The sequence below is a fragment of the Rosenbergiella sp. YN46 genome (genome assembly GCF_036620675.1).
GTDB lineage: Bacteria > Pseudomonadota > Gammaproteobacteria > Enterobacterales > Enterobacteriaceae > Jejubacter.
Map to the genome: position 1 here is coordinate 88,032 of NZ_JAZHEE010000010.1, position 14,790 is coordinate 102,821.

General features: G+C 54.0%; 14 protein-coding genes and 1 CRISPR repeat array. Of the genes, 12 read left to right on the top strand and 2 right to left on the bottom strand.

All coding sequences use genetic code 11. The features are described from left to right. Window position 1: 1 nt before the first annotated feature. Window positions 2-2,713: a CRISPR-associated helicase Cas3' gene (gene cas3 / locus V3W49_RS10260; RefSeq protein WP_500145253.1), complete on the bottom strand. Its 2,712-nt coding sequence runs from the start codon at window positions 2,711-2,713 to the stop codon at window positions 2-4. A 234-nt stretch (window positions 2,714-2,947) separates the two neighbouring features. Here cas3 and casA point away from each other — a divergent pair, with 234 nt between their 5' ends. Genes casA through cas2e form a run of 7 tightly spaced genes read left to right on the top strand, consistent with a single transcriptional unit; the run spans window position 2,948 to window position 8,834 of the window. Then, window positions 2,948-4,507: a type I-E CRISPR-associated protein Cse1/CasA gene (gene casA / locus V3W49_RS10265; protein WP_500145254.1), complete on the top strand. Its 1,560-nt coding sequence runs from the start codon at window positions 2,948-2,950 to the stop codon at window positions 4,505-4,507. Next, window positions 4,500-5,102 (top strand): type I-E CRISPR-associated protein Cse2/CasB, encoded by a 603-nt coding sequence (gene casB / locus V3W49_RS10270; RefSeq protein ID WP_500145255.1) that lies wholly within the window; start codon window positions 4,500-4,502, stop codon window positions 5,100-5,102. The genes casA and casB overlap by 8 nt, the downstream gene beginning before the upstream one ends. Window positions 5,103-5,123: 21 nt before the next feature. After that, a complete protein-coding gene (gene cas7e, locus V3W49_RS10275) occupies window positions 5,124-6,182 on the top strand; it encodes a type I-E CRISPR-associated protein Cas7/Cse4/CasC (protein ID WP_500145256.1) in 1,059 nt (352 codons plus the stop codon). A gap of 9 nt (window positions 6,183-6,191) precedes the next feature. After that, window positions 6,192-6,917 (top strand): type I-E CRISPR-associated protein Cas5/CasD, encoded by a 726-nt coding sequence (gene cas5e, locus V3W49_RS10280; protein WP_500145257.1) that lies wholly within the window; start codon window positions 6,192-6,194, stop codon window positions 6,915-6,917. Beyond that, window positions 6,917-7,621, top strand: coding sequence for a type I-E CRISPR-associated protein Cas6/Cse3/CasE (gene cas6e / locus V3W49_RS10285; RefSeq protein ID WP_500145258.1), 705 nt, complete (start codon window positions 6,917-6,919; stop codon window positions 7,619-7,621). Before cas5e ends, cas6e begins: the two co-directional genes overlap by 1 nt. Further along, the gene (gene cas1e / locus V3W49_RS10290; protein ID WP_500145259.1) at window positions 7,621-8,538 is read left to right on the top strand and encodes a type I-E CRISPR-associated endonuclease Cas1e; all 918 of its coding nucleotides are present in this window, start codon (window positions 7,621-7,623) and stop codon (window positions 8,536-8,538) included. Before cas6e ends, cas1e begins: the two co-directional genes overlap by 1 nt. A 2-nt stretch (window positions 8,539-8,540) precedes the next feature. Continuing rightward, on the top strand, window positions 8,541-8,834 hold the full coding sequence (gene cas2e / locus V3W49_RS10295) for a type I-E CRISPR-associated endoribonuclease Cas2e (RefSeq protein ID WP_500145260.1): 294 nt from the start codon (window positions 8,541-8,543) through the stop codon (window positions 8,832-8,834). 96 nt (window positions 8,835-8,930) lie between these two features. Beyond that, a CRISPR array of direct repeats spans window positions 8,931-9,691; the repeat unit is 29 nt; unit sequence ATGTTCCCCGCGGCAGCGGGGATAAACCG. Between the two features lie 35 nt (window positions 9,692-9,726). Here cas2e and V3W49_RS10300 read toward each other — a convergent pair. Continuing rightward, entirely contained in the window at window positions 9,727-10,692 is a 966-nt protein-coding gene (locus V3W49_RS10300) for an aminopeptidase (RefSeq protein ID WP_500145261.1), read from the bottom strand. A 277-nt stretch (window positions 10,693-10,969) separates the two neighbouring features. On the opposite strand from V3W49_RS10300, the gene cysD reads away from it, so the two are divergent. From cysD to ftsB, 5 genes are all read left to right on the top strand, one after another. Continuing rightward, complete coding sequence (gene cysD, locus V3W49_RS10305; protein ID WP_500145262.1) at window positions 10,970-11,878, top strand: sulfate adenylyltransferase subunit CysD; 909 nt, start codon at window positions 10,970-10,972, stop codon at window positions 11,876-11,878. A gap of 11 nt (window positions 11,879-11,889) precedes the next feature. Continuing rightward, on the top strand, window positions 11,890-13,317 hold the full coding sequence (gene cysN, locus V3W49_RS10310) for a sulfate adenylyltransferase subunit CysN (RefSeq protein WP_500145263.1): 1,428 nt from the start codon (window positions 11,890-11,892) through the stop codon (window positions 13,315-13,317). Then, window positions 13,317-13,922: an adenylyl-sulfate kinase gene (gene cysC, locus V3W49_RS10315; protein ID WP_500145264.1), complete on the top strand. Its 606-nt coding sequence runs from the start codon at window positions 13,317-13,319 to the stop codon at window positions 13,920-13,922. Before cysN ends, cysC begins: the two co-directional genes overlap by 1 nt. Before the next feature lie 50 nt (window positions 13,923-13,972). Continuing rightward, a complete protein-coding gene (locus V3W49_RS10320; protein WP_500145265.1) occupies window positions 13,973-14,302 on the top strand; it encodes a DUF3561 family protein in 330 nt (109 codons plus the stop codon). 162 nt (window positions 14,303-14,464) lie between these two features. Then, window positions 14,465-14,782, top strand: coding sequence for a cell division protein FtsB (ftsB, locus tag V3W49_RS10325; RefSeq protein ID WP_138093040.1), 318 nt, complete (start codon window positions 14,465-14,467; stop codon window positions 14,780-14,782). The last annotated feature ends 8 nt before the right edge of the window (window positions 14,783-14,790 follow it).

Consider the following 14,790-nt stretch of genomic DNA (forward strand, 5'->3'; position numbering starts at 1 on the left):
ATCATGCCAGATGTCCGCCGGTCAGCCCAAAACGTTTGCTGTAATAAACAGCCTCCCCTTGTGGCGATACCAGAAGTATCTGGGCTATCGGGCGGTGTTGCTGATTACGGAATTGTTCCAGGGACTCATCGTCGGGGAGGTGGAAGCCGACGGACTTTTTCTGCCACCAGGAAAGGCGTACCGAAAGGCGGCTTTTCTCCCAGCGGTAATCTCCGTCGTTGACTATCGGATGTAAGCGATGATCCTCATCCTGCCAGGCAAGATAAACATCAACACTTTCTTCCCCCAGCCGGGTGGAAAATTCGCGCTCGTTGTCCCATAAAAAATCGCTGGACTCCCGGTGATATCCTTTATCGCGCTGTAACAGATTCTGTGTTGCGACGGCGCGTTGACTAAGCACTTTGCCAAAATTCATATCTGATATGGTCTGTAAACCGGGCGGTGCGATAATCTCTTGTTCGTAGACGCCATCGACCAGTGTTCGGGCATATTCCGGCATACGGATTTCCCCATGCTTTTTGAGCAATGCCTGGGTACGCCACAGGCAGGCGTGGTCGGGATAGACATAACCGGTACCGCGTAACGCTTCTCCCAGCCATCCCGATTTTGCCTCAGGTTGCCATTCAGGTGCCAGAATATGTAACACCGGCGGTTGGCGTTCGTCAGGCAGAGAGTCTTTAGGTTGCCCCTGCGCATTGCGAATATGGCGCTGTAATCGGCCCGCTCGTTGGATCAGTAAATCAATGGGAGCCAGATCGGAAATCATCCAGTCAAAATCCAGATCCAGACTCTGTTCGACAACCTGGGTGGCGATAAGCACCTTACCGCGACGCTCCTCTGCTGGTGTACTTTTACCAAACCAGCTCAGCGTCTTTTCCTCTATATTCAGACGATCGACAAAGGCAAAACGGCTGTGAAACAGCAACAAATCCTGAGGAGGTATCCCGCCATCATTGAGTAGTTGCTGAAATATATCCAGAGCATCATCGACGGTATTACGGACCCAACAAATGCACTGTCCGGACTCCACGGCCTGCCTGATGACCTTTAGTGCATCGGTACGTGTATGCAGCCAGTTAATGGACACGGTGCGCTCTACTTCCGGGCGTGTTTCCAGCGCTTCTTCGTCCAGACCTGTAGCAGATAGATGGCTTAGCCAAGGATAACCTGCATCATATCGGGCGTCTGTTGCGGTGAATTCGGCACCGCTATTAAAGGCGTTGAGCAATTTTTCCCGCAGAGAAGCCGGTAGCGTTGCACTAAGAATAATGGCGCTACCGCCCTGGGCCGCATGAAAGCGGAGTAGTCCTTCCAGTAATTTCACCATATAGCTGTCGTAGGCGTGCACTTCGTCCAACAATAAAATCTTATCGCGCATGCCTAACAGACGAAGTGACTGATGGCGAAAGGGCATTACCGCCATCAGCAATTGATCGAGCGTCCCGACGCCGACTTCGGCCAGTAACGCTTTTTTACGGGAATCAGCAAACCAGGCGTGGCATTCAGCCTGGGCACTGGCATCGTTAGCGGCATATCTATCAGCCGTGCCATCGTCAGGTTGCCACACTGACTCCCTGAACGATGATGACATCTCTCTGCCGCCGTGGGCCAGGATAAGCGAAGGTCTGGTCTGTGGTGAAAAGAGCGCACGGTAGGCTTTAGCCAGTCGGCTGTACATGGCGTTAGCTGTCGCCATCGTTGGCAGCCCGACGTACAGGCCTGCTCCTTTTCCGGCAGACATCAGACGGTGGGTCAGGATCACTGCCGCTTCGGTTTTGCCTGCACCGGTTACATCTTCCAGAATAATAAGCTGCGGACCGGGGGCAGTGATATCCAGCGTTGTCGCCCGTTGTTGGAGTGGTGTCAGATTATGGATAAATGGGAATAGCGTCTGATGCCCGCTATACGGACTATGCTGTGACAGCGGGGGAATCCGCTGAATTGCCCGCTGCGCGTTTTCGCATGCGATAGGCCAATACTGGTCCAGTGGCATAGGCTCGCTGAGAAGAGGGAATTGCGTTTCGTCTGAACCCATCCAGTCGGCTAGTGTCATTAGCGCGGCGAAGAACCAGCTATCCAGCCTGAGCTGTTTCTTACCTGCTTTGCGCTGCCATTCCTGAGGTAGGGTAAAGGGAAATAGTCGGCTTAATTCCTCCAGATAGTGGCCCGCAGCCGCGATATCGGTATCGTCAAAAGCCAGTGAGCATTTGCTGGTTAGCGTATCGGGTGGGATCCCGTGGTGTCCTGTACTGACGGATATCCAGATATCGAGGGCACTTTTCAACCGGGTACGTTGTTCCCGAGGGATGGCGGGGAGTAGATCGTTACTGCCACTACACCAACCTTCAATCAATTTTTGCCATAAATAAAAGCCTAACGAGTCGTGACGCTCCAGGGCCGCAATACCGCTTACCGGAGGAACCAGAGGGGATTTGGGGAAAGGAGCGTATTGCTGAAATCCCCGAGCGAATTTTCCAATGTCATGACTGGCAAAAAGCCAGGCAATCCAGTTTTCTGCATCCTTGCCTCTGATCCCGTATTTGCTTAAAACGTCCTGAATACCAAACAGGTTACTTTTAACGATGGCATACCCGCATGCGGCGACATCCAGACAGTGGTAAGGCAGCAGGTGATAGGGGGCAAGGGTATCATCGCCCGAACGATTAGTTTTTCCCCAATAGCGTAGAAAGTTCGGAACTGTTGTAGCTGTCATCCTTTTGTCCCTTAAGCCATAGATATAATAGGGATTCTAGTAGGGGATGGTGCGGGGATACAGTATTTTGAGAAGGGGTTATCCCCGCTTACGCGGGGAACATATTCAATGGTGGTTTCTTTCACGCTTACCCATGAGGAAATGATGATGTTGGTTGCATTTCTTTTGTATGGGTTAAGGCGTATCTAGCGTCCGGCAGGTCCCTAAAGGGACCTGCCTTACAGGAGAGACTGAATGGATTTAACTAAAGAAAAATGGCTTCCCGTTATCTTCTCCAGTGGTGAAAAAACCAGAATTTCTCTGTCCGGGCTGTTGGACGATAGCATTCAGGATGTCGCCTGGCCCCGGCCCGATTTTCAGGGGGCGGCATGGCAAATGCTGATTGGTATCCTGCAATGTTGTGTTGCGCCCGAAGATGAGGACGACTGGGAGGAGGTATGGCATGAGGGCATTGAGGCCGAAGCATGGTCACAGGGGCTGGCTTCCCTTTCTCCGGCGTTACAGTTTGGCGAACAGAAACCTTCCTTTCTGCAAAGTTTTGAACCGTTGGATAGCGACAACGGTGTGATTTCCGGACTGCTTATTGATGCTCCCGGCGGCAACGCCCTGAAACTTAATAAAGACCATTTCGTTAAACGCGGCGGCGTAGAACAAATCTGCCCTCACTGTGCGCTGATGGCATTGTTTACTGTACAGACTAACTCCCCGGCAGGCGGTGCAGGTTATCGGGTGGGAATGCGCGGCGGCGGGCCATTAACGACCCTGGTGATCCCCCGGGAAGAAGATGAGTATCCTCTGTGGAAGAAGCTGTGGCTCAATGTGTTGCCCCAGGATAGCGCGCCGATACCAGCGCAGTATCCAGTTATCTTCCCCTGGTTGGCGCCGACTAAAACCAGTGAAAAAGCCGGTAACCTGGTGACGCCGGAAAATGCTCATCCCTTACAGGCATATTGGGGAATGCCACGCCGTATTGAACTGGATTTTTCCCACACCCGTTCTGGTAGCTGCGATTTGTGTGGTGAATACCATGAGCAACTGCTGCTGGAAATGCGTAGCAAAAATTACGGCATTCAGTACGATGGTTGGTTACACCCCTTTTCCCCTTATCGCCAGGCGTTGAAAGATCCTTCAGCCCCCTGGCTGGCATTGAAAGGTCAGCCAGGGGGACTGGCCTATAAAGACTGGCTGGGGTTGTTACTTCAGGGAGAGGATAAATACAATAAGATGCAACCTGCGAAGGTGGTTCGTACTGCCAGACGGGAGATTCCTTTAAGTCTGTGGTGTTTTGCCTGGGATATGGACAACGCTAAGGCGCGTTGTTGGTATCAGCATCGTATTCCATTGTTTAGCGTTTCTTGCCCTGAAAGCTTTGTTGCTGTGTTACAGCTTGTGCTGTTGCTGGCATCCGATGCGTTATCGTTGCTGAGATACGCGCTAAAAAGTGCTCGTTTTGAAAATCCTAAGGAAGCCAAAGTCGATTTCAGTATGGTCGATATCGCTTTTTGGCAGGAGACTGAACCGGCTTTCCGAATGTTACTGAAAGTGTTGGTCAGGGAACCTCGCACGACCCATCCCGATACTCGCCAGGCGCTACGCTGCTGGGAAACCAGCCTGTATCACTATCTGTTCAAAGTTTTCGATCGCGATGAGCTAACCAACCCCGATAGTCCGGACGAGATTCTGCTGCGTCAACTGGAGGCCCGACGGATGTTGGAAAGTAGCTATCGTAAGCAAAAATCCCGCAAGGATTTCCTGGCGCTGACTAAAGAAGAGAAGGAATCCCTCCATGTCTAACGATAACACCGCAAGCGAGCGGAGAATCACCCATCCAGAGGCGCAAGAAGCGCTGCTGGAATGGTTTAAAATACTGTCCGAACGCTATATCAATAAAAATGATCGAAAGATTAATGGTCGAGCCTGGCGGGCTGAACTAAAACGCATGGAGCCTCCTTATGGCGTAATGATGTGTGAAGGCTATAGCGATCTCCGCCAGCGGTTATCGCCGCATATGTCGCTGGCGCCGATTCATGAAATGGCTCTGGCGGTATTTGCAAGCGTTGCCGTTTATATAAAAAACTATAACGGAAAGGGAAGTTTTGCCGCTCAGTTGGGTGAAAAACTTCGCAGTGAACGTCCCTGTTTAAGCAAGCTTCGCTTCGAACGTTTGCAAAAGGCAACCGATCCCGAAACTTTCTGCAACTTGTTAATCAGTGCCGTAAAAATTCGTGGTACTGAAGGGGTAAATATTATCTCTCTGGCCGACAGTATTTTTTTGTGGATGGAAGAGTGGCTACGGCGCGAAGAGCATCAGCCGGAAAACAGCCACCCGTTTGAACGTAACCGTATTCGCTGGGCTAATGAGTACCTCTCTACGGCGCGAACCAAATAATGGACTTTGGAAGGATTAATCATGACTACTTTTATTCAACTGCATTTATTAACCGCATACGCCCCTGCCAACCTGAACCGCGACGAGTCCGGTAGACCAAAAACAGCTTATATGGGGGGCGTGGAGCGTCTGCGGGTGTCGTCGCAAAGTCTGAAGCGGGCCTGGCGAGTATCGGAAACCTTTGAAGCGGCGATGGATGGTTTTATGGGAAAACGTACGCGTCGTATTGGTGTGGATTATGTTTATAAGCCGATGACGGTCGCCGGTGTTGCAGAGAAAACGGCAAAGAGCGCGGCGGAAAAAATTGCGGAACAATTCGGTAAACGTAAAAACGATAAAAATACCTCGACCGAAAAAAATCTCGAAATCGAACAAATCGTTCACGTCAGCCACCATGAAATCGAACTGATTAATCAACTGGTAAAAACGCTGATTGAGGAGCAGCGCGTACCGAAGGATGAAGAGGTCAAACTGCTAAGAAAAGAGCAGCGCAGCGTGGATATGGCGTTGTTTGGTCGCATGCTGGCGTCGTCGCCTGAATTTAACGTTGAGGCCGCCTGTCAGGTTTCGCATGCGCTGGGGGTAAGTGCTGTTACCGTCGAAGACGATTTTTTTACTGCCGTTGATGATTTGAATAATAAAGAGCAGGATGCTGGTTCTGGCCATATGGGGGAGCAGAGTTTTGCGTCGGCGCTGTTTTACACCTACATCTGCATTAGTCGCGATCTGCTGGTTGAAAACCTGGGCGGCAATGAGGAGCTGGCGAGACGCGCTATCGCTGCCTTGACCGAAACTGCTCTGACGGTATCGCCAACGGGTAAACAAAATAGCTTTGCTTCCCGGGCTTATGCCTCTTATGCGTTGGCTGAAATCGGTAAAAAGCAGCCTCGTTCACTGGCCGCAGCCTTCTTTCAACCAATTCGTGAGCAGAACCAGATTTTGGCGGCTATTGACGCTCTGAAGGCGCAGCGGGAGAGTTTTAACAGCGTTTACGGCGACTGTAGTGACGATTACAACGAGCTGAACGTGGTGGAAAGCAAAGGGAAGCTGACGGAACTACTGGCCTTTGTCAGCCAGTAAGGATTGATTATGAAGGAATATCTGATTTTTCAGCTCTATTCGCCGCTCGCTTCCTGGGGAGAAGAAGCGTCGGGTGAAATCCGTCATTCGGCTGTGGCACCCACGCGTTCTGCTTTACTGGGATTATTGGCGGCTGCTTTAGGGATTCGTCGGGAAGATGAAGAGCGGCTAAATGACTTCAACCAGAACTATCATCTGGCCGTACATGCGTTGGCTACCCGGGAACGCTGGTTGCGGGATTATCACACTGTTAGCGCCCCGCGTGAAAACAAGAAGCTCCATTACTATACTCGTCGTGATGAGCTTTATCTGGCGCCGGACGAGGTCGGTACGTTAATTTCGCAGAGAGAATATCGCTGCGATGGTTACTGGCATGTGGCGGTGAGCCTTACACCAGGTGCGCCATATTCTCTTCAGGATCTGAGAAATGCGCTGCTGGAGCCTCATTTTCCTCTCTATTTAGGCCGCAAATCTTGTCCGCTGGCCCTGCCACTGGCACCTCGTTTAATGAAGGGAAAGCTAAAGGATCTATTTATTCAAATCGCTCAGGAAATGTCTGTGCCGGAACTGGCAGGTTTTATCCGTCAGGAAGGTATGTGTTACTGGGATGACCCTGATGAAAGTAGTCTTTCCTGGCAGCAGAAACTGCATAGCCCCCACCAACCAACGAGTCGCAAGCGTTGGCAGTTCGGTAGCTACACCCGTTTTTGTGGTTCGCTACAGGGGAGGGAATAATGTATTTGTCGCGTATTCAGCTCCGGTTCAATAACCTGAAACCAGAGATGTTGGAAAAATGGCATTCAGCCACTTCCTATGCCAGCCATCAGTGGTTATGGCAGCTATTCCCGGAACAGGAATCCCGATCGTTTCTTTTCCGCCTGGAGGAACATGGGCGATTCTTTATGTTATCGACTACGCAGCCATTAACGCAGCACGCTCTGTTTATCGTTGAAACTAAGCTTTTTCAGCCTCAATTGGAAAAGGGGATGTTACTTGATTTTCAGCTACGAGCTAATCCTGTCGTTACACGGAATAACAAACGTAACGATGTCATGATGGATGCGAAGTATCAGGCGAAGGCGCAAGGAATTCCCCGTGAGCAGTGGTGGGAGCGGCAACGACAGGCGGCACAGAGTTGGCTGGAAAGACAGGGGGAGCGGCATGGTTTTCGTCTGGTCTCGCCACACGTTGACGACTTTGCTCTTTGGGCTGGTGACGCGTTCCAGGACGAACAGGAACGCGGTGGCTGCGTAATAGCATACCAACAACATCGATGTATTCGTCGACAGCAGGAAAAACCTATCACTTTTAGTAGCGTCGATTTTTCGGGAACGCTTTGTGTGAGTGATGTCAGGGGGTTTAACCAGGCCCTGATGTCTGGACTGGGAAAAAGTAAGGCATTGGGTTGTGGAATGTTGATGGTAAAAAGGAAACGTTGATGGCCTGGCTTCCTTTAAACCCCATCCCGCTTAAAGATCGCGTTTCGATGATCTTCCTTCAATATGGGCAGATAGACGTTATCGATGGCGCGTTTGTGTTGGTCGATAAAACCGGTGTCCGCACTCATATTCCGGTGGGGTCGGTAGCCTGCATTATGCTGGAACCGGGAACGCGTGTCTCTCATGCCGCGGTACGCCTGGCTGCAACGGTTGGAACTTTGCTGGTATGGGTTGGGGAAGCCGGTGTTCGACTGTATGCATCTGGCCAGCCGGGAGGCGCGCGATCGGATAAATTGCTCTATCAGGCAAAGCTGGCGCTGGATGACGATCTTCGCCTCAAGGTGGTACGTAAAATGTTCGAATTACGTTTTGGTGAACCCGCGCCGGGGCGTCGTTCGGTAGAGCAGTTACGTGGAATTGAAGGTAGCCGTGTGCGGGCTACTTATTCGCTGTTGGCGAAGCAATACGGCGTAAAGTGGAGCGGGCGCCGCTATGATCCCAAAGACTGGGCCAAAGGCGACACCGTAAACCAGTGCATTAGTGCGGCGACCGCCTGCCTGTATGGCGTGACGGAAGCCGCCGTACTGGCGGCAGGGTATGCGCCCGCCATAGGTTTTGTACATACAGGAAAGCCGCTTTCATTCGTCTATGATATCGCCGATATCATCAAATTCGATACTGTGGTGCCGAAGGCATTTGAAATTGCGCGTCGCAATCCGGAGGAGCCTGATCGGGAAGTGCGTATAGCCTGTCGGGACATTTTCCGTAGTAGTAAGACGCTGGCGAAATTGATACCAATGATTGAAGAAGTACTGGCGGCTGGCGAGATTGAGCCTCCGCCGCCGCCTGTCGATGCACAGCCTGTCGCAATTCCGCTCCCTGTTTCGTTGGGAGATAGCGGACACCGGAGCAGCTAGCCGTGAGTATGCTGGTTGTCGTAACAGAAAATGTACCTCCCCGACTGCGTGGCAGGTTGGCGGTATGGCTGCTGGAGGTTCGTGCCGGCGTTTATATTGGGGATGTATCTGCCCGAATTCGGGAGATGATCTGGAAACAAATTTCTGTACTGGCAGAGGATGGGAATATTGTTATGGCTTGGGCGACGAATTCAGAATCGGGATTTGAATTCCAGACCTGGGGTGAAAATCGAAGGATTCCGGTGGATTTGGATGGTCTTCGGTTGGTCTCTTTTTTACCTTTTACCAATCAATAGGTTATCAACTTTTTGATGTTTCTTGATTGTTGGTTAAAAGTTGGTAGAAAGATGCATCCGGAAAAAGCTCTTTAATAACAAGTATATATTTTTAGTATGTTCCCCGCGGCAGCGGGGATAAACCGCATTGGCCGTGCCCGGGCCGCGTGGGGCATCAATGTTCCCCGCGGCAGCGGGGATAAACCGCGCAACGTCAGGAATCAGCAGGCGCCGGATGGATGTTCCCCGCGGCAGCGGGGATAAACCGGGAATGGCAGGAACTCCAGGCATGACGGAAAAATGTTCCCCGCGGCAGCGGGGATAAACCGCAATAACTGGTCGACCAGATAACTGGCATCGCATGTTCCCCGCGGCAGCGGGGATAAACCGTCATTCCTGGTTCCTGATATTGCAGGACGTTAATGTTCCCCGCGGCAGCGGGGATAAACCGACATGATAATTAGATTGACGGATGCGGTATCTATGTTCCCCGCGGCAGCGGGGATAAACCGACAGGCGTTTACAAAAATAAATTCCTTTTGCTATGTTCCCCGCGGCAGCGGGGATAAACCGGCGTATCTTGTGGCTCAAACGGCACATTTTCGATGTTCCCCGCGGCAGCGGGGATAAACCGCGACCGTGAGCGCATCCGGGCGCAAGCTGAACATGTTCCCCGCGGCAGCGGGGATAAACCGAATGACACTGGACAGTAACTCGTTAGATTCTGATGTTCCCCACGGCAGCGGGGATAAACCGCGTCGCCTTTCCAGAGTTCGTAACCAATGCTGATGTTCCCCGCGGCAGCGGGGATAAACTGGTTTCTGCCGCACGCAGGGCGTTATCAGGCACATGTTCCCCGCGGCAGCGGGGATAAACCGAGGAATGATCCTGAGGTCAGGTTACGTTGTCCGCTTTACGCCTTCCCCTTCGCCAGCTCTTTCACCAGTGGATACAACACGCTGATCATCTGACGGGCGCGTTTTTCGATGCGGCCGGGCAGGTGTTTGTCCAGATATTGCAGGTTGTCGCGCGTAACGCTGTGCCAGGCCCGGGCGTCAGCGCCTGTGGTGGGGCGGGCGCTGATGTTCAGCACCGGGATGCCCGCCTGATCGAAAGGCATTATATCGCCTGGCGTATTGTCGCTCTGAATCCCGGCGCTGGCGGGGATCCCTTTACGGTGAGCCAGGGTCAGGGCGCGATCGCGGGTCAGCTTGCGTACGCTTCCCGGGGTCTTTTGGCCGCTGTTAAACCACAGCCGGTCGCCCGCCACCAGATTATCCAGGTTGATGACCAGCAGAATTTTTTGCCGCTGGTTTGGCGTCATACGCTTTAACACATCCCTGACGCCCGGCTGGCCTTCATCCCGGCCGCTGGTGGCGATAAAGCGAATGCCGTAGCGGGTGGGAACCTTTTTCAGGCGATCGGCCAGCTCCAGCATCACGCCCAGCCCCAGGGCGTTATCGTCCAGGCCCTGAAGGGTCAGCCCCCCCAGGTTATTGTCGCGCTCGTCGTCGTTTTTCGGCGTGTAAGTGTCCAGGTGCGCCATGATAATAATTTGCTGCGGCTCTTTTCCCGGGTGCGCGGCGATAACGGTGCTGCCGGTTACGTTCTGCCAGCTCTTTTGGCCAGCGGCGCTGGTGTAGATATAGCGGCTGTGGAACTGGCGAATATCGCTGTGATAGCCCCAGCGGCTAAACTGCTGGCGTAAATAGTCTGCCGACAGCATCTCAGCCGGGGAGCCGATCATCCGGCCGGGAAAATGCGTGGCTATCTGGCGGGCCTGAATATTGGCGGTTTCGCCGTATGAGGCCGCCGCGGGAAGTGCGCAACAGACGCTCAGCATCAGGCAGAGAAGTGAGCGGCACAGTGCGGAAAGCATGAGAGTTCCTTAATCCTTTACAGCAAAAAATTATGCCTGCACAGTATGAAACCCTGGGTTTTGTACTGCAATTTCTATTGCTCTTAAACAGTGAAAAAACGCTGGCTTAAGTCATTTTGTGGCTAAGCTTTGCCAGCGCGTTATTCTTTTACGGAACACCTCATTCCAATTGGGAATTTCATAACAAATCATCACGGGTCGTATAGTCCGTTCATTCGCTTTAACAATTTGCCGGAATAACGGCGGCAGTGCCGCGTATCCGGTTTAAGGGAAGGCTATGGACAATACACGACTCACTCATCTGCGACAGCTGGAGGCGGAAAGCATCCACATCATTCGCGAGGTGGCCGCGGAATTCTCTAATCCGGTCATGCTTTACTCTATCGGTAAGGACTCCTCCGTGATGCTGCATCTGGCCCGTAAGGCGTTTTCGCCCGGCCGTCTCCCTTTTCCGTTACTGCACGTCGATACCGGCTGGAAGTTTCGTGAAATGTACGCATTCCGCGATCGCACCGCCAAAGAGTACGGCTGCGAGCTGCTGGTGCATAAAAACCCGAAAGGGGTGGCGATGGGGATCAACCCCTTCGTACACGGCAGCGCCAAGCACACCGATATCATGAAGACCGAAGGGCTGAAGCAGGCGCTGAACAAGTACGGCTTCGATGCCGCGTTCGGCGGCGCGCGTCGCGATGAAGAGAAATCCCGCGCTAAAGAGCGTATCTATTCGTTCCGCGATCGCTTTCACCGCTGGGATCCGAAAAACCAGCGCCCGGAGCTGTGGCACAACTACAACGGCCAGGTGAACAAAGGGGAAAGCATTCGCGTATTCCCGCTTAGCAACTGGACAGAACTGGATATCTGGCAGTACATCTTCCTGGAAAATATTGAAATCGTTCCTCTGTATCTGGCGGCCGAGCGTCCGGTGCTGGAGCGCGATGGGATGCTGATGATGATCGACGACGATCGCATCGACCTGCAGCCGGGCGAGATGATCAAACAGCGTATGGTGCGCTTTCGCACCCTGGGCTGCTGGCCGCTGACCGGCGCCGTAGAGTCTGAAGCCCGGACGCTGCCGGAAATCATCGAAGAGATGCTGGTGTCGACCACCAGCGAACGCCAGGGGCGCATGATAGACCGCGACCAGGCCGGCTCGATGGAGCTGAAGAAACGCCAGGGTTATTTCTGAGGAGCCGCCGGATGAATAGCGTAATTGCACAACAGATCGCCGACCAGGGCGGCGTGGAAGCTTATTTACAGGCGCAGCAGCATAAGAGCCTGCTGCGCTTTCTGACCTGCGGCAGCGTGGACGACGGGAAAAGCACCCTGATCGGCCGTCTGCTGCACGATACCCGCCAGATTTACGAAGACCAGCTCTCTACGCTGCACAACGACAGCAAGCGTCACGGCACCCAGGGCGAAAAGCTGGATCTGGCGCTGCTGGTGGATGGCCTGCAGGCCGAGCGTGAGCAGGGGATCACCATCGATGTCGCCTATCGCTATTTCTCTACCGGGAAGCGCAAGTTTATTATCGCCGACACCCCGGGGCATGAGCAGTACACCCGCAACATGGCCACCGGCGCTTCGACCTGCGACCTGGCGATTTTGCTGATCGACGCCCGCAAAGGCGTACTGGATCAGACCCGGCGTCACAGCTTTATCTCGACCCTGCTGGGCATTCGCCACCTGGTGGTGGCGGTCAACAAGATGGATCTGGTGGAGTACAGCCAGGAGCGCTTCGAACAGATTAAGCAGGATTACCTGACCTTTGCCGAACAGCTTCCCGGCGAGCTGGATATTCGCTTCGTGCCGCTTTCGGCGCTGGAAGGGGATAATGTCGCCAGCCAGAGCGTTCATATGCCCTGGTACAGCGGCCCGACGCTGCTGGAGATGCTGGAAACCGTGGAGATCCAGCGGGTGGTGGATAATCAACCGCTGCGTTTTCCGGTGCAGTATGTGAACCGCCCGAACCTCGACTTCCGCGGCTATGCCGGTACCCTGGCCTCTGGCCGGGTGAAGGTGGGCGATCGGGTGAAGGTACTGCCTTCCGGGGTGGAGTCCAGCGTGGCGCGCATCGTCACTTTCGATGGCGATCTGGATGACGCGATCGCCGGTGAAGCTATTACCCTGGTGCTGGCGGATGAGATCGATATCAGCCGCGGCGATCTGCTGGTAGCGGCGGATACCGAACTTCCGGCGGTACAGCGCGCGAAGGTTAACGTTGTCTGGATGACCGGCGAACCGCTGGCGCCGGGCCAGAGCTATGACGTTAAAGTGGCCGGCAAGAAGAGCCGCGCCCGGGTTGACGCCATTAACCACCAGGTGGATATCCATACTCTTGATACTTATAGCGTCGACAGCCTGCCGCTGAACGGCATCGGACAGGTGACTTTAACCTTCGACGAGCCGCTGGCGCTGGATGCCTATCAGGATAACCCGGTAACGGGCGGCATGATCCTTATTGACCGTCTGAGCAACGTGACCGTGGGCGCGGGCCTGGTGGATACGCCGCTGGTTCAGGAAAGCCGGGCGCCTTCCCGCTACAGCGATTTTGAGCTGGAACTGAATGCGCTGGTGCGCCGCCATTTTCCGCACTGGAATGCGCGGGATCTGTTGGGAGAAGGTTAATGGCGCAGCATGATGAGAACGTGGTCTGGCATCCCCACCCGGTAACCCGCGAGCAGCGCGAGCAGCTGCGGGGCCATCGCGGCGCGGTACTGTGGTTTACCGGGCTGTCCGGTTCGGGTAAATCCACCGTAGCCGGGGCGCTGGAGCAGGTGCTCCACGCCCGGGGAGTAGGCACTTACCTGCTCGATGGCGATAACGTGCGCCACGGCCTGTGCCGCGATCTTGGTTTCAGCGACGACGACCGCCGGGAGAATATCCGGCGGGTAGGGGAGGTGGCCCGGCTGATGGTGGATGCCGGGCTGGTGGTGCTGAGCGCTTTTATCTCCCCCCATCGTGCCGAGCGCCAGATGGTTCGTGAACTGGCAGGAGAGGGGCGCTTTCTGGAGATCTTTGTCGACACCCCGCTGGCGGTGTGCGAAGCGCGGGATCCCAAAGGGCTGTATCGCAAGGCGCGGGCCGGCGAATTACGGAATTTTACCGGTATCGATTCGGCCTATGAGGCGCCACCAGCGCCGGAGCTGCATCTCGATGGTCAACAATTGGTAACAAATTTGACCGATCAGATATTAGATCTGCTGCGCCGGCAGGATATCATCAGATCCTGAAGACAGCGCCGGGCAAGCGTTTTGCCCGGTCGCCAGCCGACGGGATTTCTATGCGCAATAACCCCTCTTACATCATCTCCCGAGGTTCCGGATTGCCGGAATCGGAAGAGCTACAGACCGCCTGGTCACTGCCGGGGGGGATCATTGGCTTATGCTCATGGCTACTGGCGCTGGGGCTGCCATTTCTGCTGTTCGGCTCCAATACTCCGTTCTTTTTCCTCTATACCTGGCCTTTTTTCCTTGCTCTGATGCCGGTGGCCGTGGTGGTGGGGATTGCCCTTCATTCGCTGGTAGGCCGACGCCTGCTGGTCAGTATTGTCGCGACCCTGCTTGCGGTGGTGATGATGTTTGGCGCGCTGTTCCTGTGGCTGACCCATTAACGGTGAGCGTCAAAGCGTAACAGATCGTTGCCGCAGCCCCCGGGGCGCGCATCCTGGCGCGTTCTGTGGTACATTCTTGCGCACGTAAGTCTAACGACAGTAGGGGCGCTTTCGCCCAAAGGTCAGTTGTGGGATGATGAAGCCGTTTTATCTGGGGGCGGAATGGGAAAACTAACGCTGCTATTGCTGGTTTTGCTGGCCTGGTTACAGTATTCGCTGTGGTTTGGCAAAAATGGCGTCCACGACTATACGCGAGTGAAAGACGATGTTGCCGTGCAGCAGGGAACCAATGCGAAGCTTAAAGCGCGCAACGATCAGCTGTTTGCCGAAATCGACGATCTGAACGGCGGCCTTGAAGCTATCGAGGAGCGCGCGCGTAACGAACTGAGCATGACCCGTCCAGGTGAAACCTTCTACCGCCTGGTGCCGGACTCGTCTAAGCGAAACTGGAAAGCGGGACAGCAACAAAATAATCAATAAATAACAAC